Raw genomic sequence first — 3,312 nt, forward strand, 5'->3', positions numbered from 1 at the left:
AGTCGATGCGTGGCACGCTCGCCGCGACCGCCGCCGACTCGGGCCGGGACGGCTGGCTGATCCCGCTGGGGCTGCCGACGGTCCAGCCGATCACCGCCTGGCTCGACGACGCGGGCCTGCGCCGCCGCGTGTCGGAGGCCTCGCTGGGCCGGGGCGCGACCTCGGGTCACGACAACACCCCGATCGTGCTGGAGATGGTGCGCCTGCGCGCCGAGCGCGCCCGCCTGCTCGGGCTGGGGTCCCACGCCGAACACGTCCTCGCCGTGGAGACGGCCGGGACCCCGGAGGCGGCCCGCGGTCTACTGCTCGACGTGGTCGACGCCGCGGTGACCAACGCCCGCAACGAGGCCAAGGACCTGCTCGGTGGCGAGGAGCGCGAACTGCACCCCGCCGACTGGGCGTGGGAGTCCGAGCGGCTGCGGGCCGAGAGGTTCCGGGTGGACGACGCGACCGTCCGTCCGTACTTCGAGCTCGAGCGGGTGCTGCACGACGGGGTGATGCACGCTGCGTCGGAGTTGTACGGCCTGCGCTTCGCCGAGCGCACCGATCTCGCCGGATACCTGCCCGATGTCCGCGTGATCGAGGTGTTCGACGACGAGCGCTCGGAGCCGGATGCAGGCGTCGGCCTGCTGTTGTTGGACTACTACGCCCGTCCGACCAAGCGCGGCGGGGCGTGGATGAGTTCGTTCCGGGACCAGTCCCGGCTCCTGGACTCCAGCCCGGTGGTCGTCAACGTCATGAACCTCGCCCGTCCCGCGGCGGGGCAGCCCACGCTGCTCACCATGGACGAGGTCACGACGATGTTCCACGAGTTCGGTCACGCCCTGCACGGACTGTTGTCGGACGTGGAGTACCCGGTGTTCTCGGGCACCTCGGTCCCGCGCGACTTCGTCGAGTTCCCGTCCCAGGTCAACGAGATGTGGGCGCGCCGGCCGGAGATGCTCGCCCGCTACGCGCGGCACGTCGAGACGGGGGAGCCGATCGGTGAAGAACTGGTGGAGCGGATGCGGGAGGCCGAGCGCTTCGGCGAAGGCCAGGCCACCGTGGAGTACCTCGCCGCCGCCCTGATCGACCTCGAGTGGCACTCGCTCACCCCGGAGGAGGCGGAGGCCGTCACCGACGTCGACGAGTTCGAGGCCCGTGTGCTGGCCGACGCCGGCCTCGACGTACCGGGCATCGAGCCGCGGTACCGGTCGCGGTACTTCCAGCACATCTTCGCCGGCGGGTACTCGGCCGCCTATTACTCGTACTTCTGGGCCGAGGTGCTCGACGCCGACGCCGCCGAGTGGTTCGTGGAGCGCGGTGGTCTGAAGCGGGACTCGGGGGACCGGATGCGGCGCGAGGTCCTCTCGCGGGGCGGCGCGATCGATTTCCTCGACGCCTACCGACGGATGCGCGGGTCCGAGCCGAACACGACGGCCCTGCTTCGCCGACGCGGGCTCGACTCCTCGGTGGTGGGAGGTCGCCGCGCCGCCGCCACCGGGCGGCCGTAGGATCCCTGCGTGACCGCGCTCCTGCAGTTCTGGGACAGGGCCGAGCTCTGGCTCGCCACCCTGCCGTTCCCCCTGCAGGTCGCGATCATGCTCGCGCTGGGGGTCCCGCTGTTCCTCCTCGTCGCCGTGGCGGTGGAGTGGATCGCGGATCTGCTCGTCCAGAGGTTCCGCGCGCTCGTCGCGCCGCGGACCGCCGAGACCGGGAAGGAGGTCCGCTGATGCCCCGGTCGCGTGTGACACTCGCCCTCGTCCTGCTGATCGCGTTCGTCGTGATCGCATGGGTCCTCGTCGAGGTCCTGTAGACCCCGTTCACATTCGCTGCACGGAACCGTTCGCAACGCGACCCGTGGGCCGAAACCCGGACGTACACTCCCTCCATGCAGCGCTTGAGTGGGCTCGACGCCAGCTTTCTCTACTTCGAGACCAGGTCCCAGCTCCTGCACGTGTGCGGGCTCATCGTGCTGGATGTATCCGAGATGCCGGACGGGTACTCGTTCGGGGCGCTGCGGGACGAACTCTCCCGCCGGATCACCGCGATGCCCCCGTTCCGCCGTAAGCTGCACGACTCGCTGCTCAACGTGGACCATCCGGTCTGGGTGGAGGACGAGGACTTCGATATCGACCACCACCTGCACCGCGTCGGTATCCCCGGCCCCGGCGGGGATCACGAACTCGCGGAGCTGTGCGCCCACCTCGCCGGCCAGCCGATCGACCGGTCGATGCCGCTGTGGCAGATGTACGTCATCGAGGGCCTGCGGGACGGTCGGGTCGCCGTGTTCGCGAAGATGCACCACTCCACCGTGGACGGCGTCACGGGAGCCAACATGCTCTCGCAGCTGTGCACGTTGACGCCCGAGGACCCGGACCTCGACGAGGAGCTGGTCGGCCAGAGCGCCGGTGGCTCCGGAGCGCTGGAGCTCGCCGTCGGCGGGGCGCTCTCCCGCCTGGCCACGCCGTGGCGGCTCGCCTCGTTGCTGCCGGGCACGCTCGGCGTGTTGCCGTCGTGGATCAATCGTGCCCGCAAGGGGTTGGCCATGCCCGCGCCGTTCACGGCCCCGCGCACCCCGTTCAACCGCACCATCACCGGTCACCGGTCCATCTCCTTCGCCAGCGTGGACCTCGAGGACGTCAAGCGCGTGAAGAACGCCTTCGGCACGACGGTCAACGACGTGGTGCTGGCCGTGTGCTCCACCGCCCTGCGCAAGTACCTCGACGATCTGGACGCCCTGCCGCGCAAGCCGCTCATCGCGATGGTGCCGATGTCCGTGCACGCCGCGGAGTCGCGGCCCGGCACCAACCGGGTGTCGGGGATGTTCATGTCCCTGGCCACGGATATCGACGACCCTGTCGGGAGGCTCGAGGCGATCCGCGACGCGAACACCGTGGCCAAGGACCACACCGACGCCCTGGACGCCAACCTGCTCACGGACTGGGCGCAGTTCGCCGCGCCGTCGGTGTTCGGGTCCGCGGTGCGTATGTACTCGCGGCTACGACTCTCCGAGCGTCACCCGGTCGTGCACAACCTGGTGGTCTCGAACGTGCCCGGCCCCAATTTCCCGCTGTACTTCCTGGGCGCGAAGATCGAGAAGATGATGCCTATGGGCCCGGTGTTCCACGGCGCCGGCCTGAACTGCACTGTGATGTCGCTGGACGGACGCCTCCACTTCGGGTTCATCGGGTGCAAGGACCTCGTGCCGGATCCGTGGCCGCTCGCGGACGCGGTCGAGGACGCGCTGGCGGAGTTGGTCGCCGCGGCGGACGAGCGCGACGGCGGTGGCGATCCGGCGGGCCCGGCCGGGGCCGAGGTCGCCGTACGGGA

Annotated in this window: 3 protein-coding genes; all 3 read left to right on the top strand. The window is 70.4% G+C overall.

Annotation, left to right across the window (positions count from 1 at the left end; genetic code table 11):
- A partial coding sequence (locus tag G6030_RS14815) for a M3 family metallopeptidase (RefSeq protein ID WP_182643644.1) occupies positions 1–1,493 on the top strand: 1,493 nt, incomplete at its 5' end.
- Between the two features lie 9 nt (positions 1,494–1,502).
- Positions 1,503–1,712 (top strand): hypothetical protein, encoded by a 210-nt coding sequence (locus G6030_RS14820; protein ID WP_182643645.1) that lies wholly within the window; start codon positions 1,503–1,505, stop codon positions 1,710–1,712.
- A gap of 158 nt (positions 1,713–1,870) precedes the next feature.
- Positions 1,871–3,312, top strand: a 1,442-nt coding sequence (locus G6030_RS14825; protein WP_182643646.1) for a wax ester/triacylglycerol synthase family O-acyltransferase, incomplete at its 3' end; no start/stop codon positions are given.

It is taken from the genome of Dietzia sp. E1 (assembly GCF_014145015.1).
GTDB classification, from domain to species: Bacteria; Actinomycetota; Actinomycetes; order Mycobacteriales; family Mycobacteriaceae; genus Dietzia; species Dietzia cinnamea_A.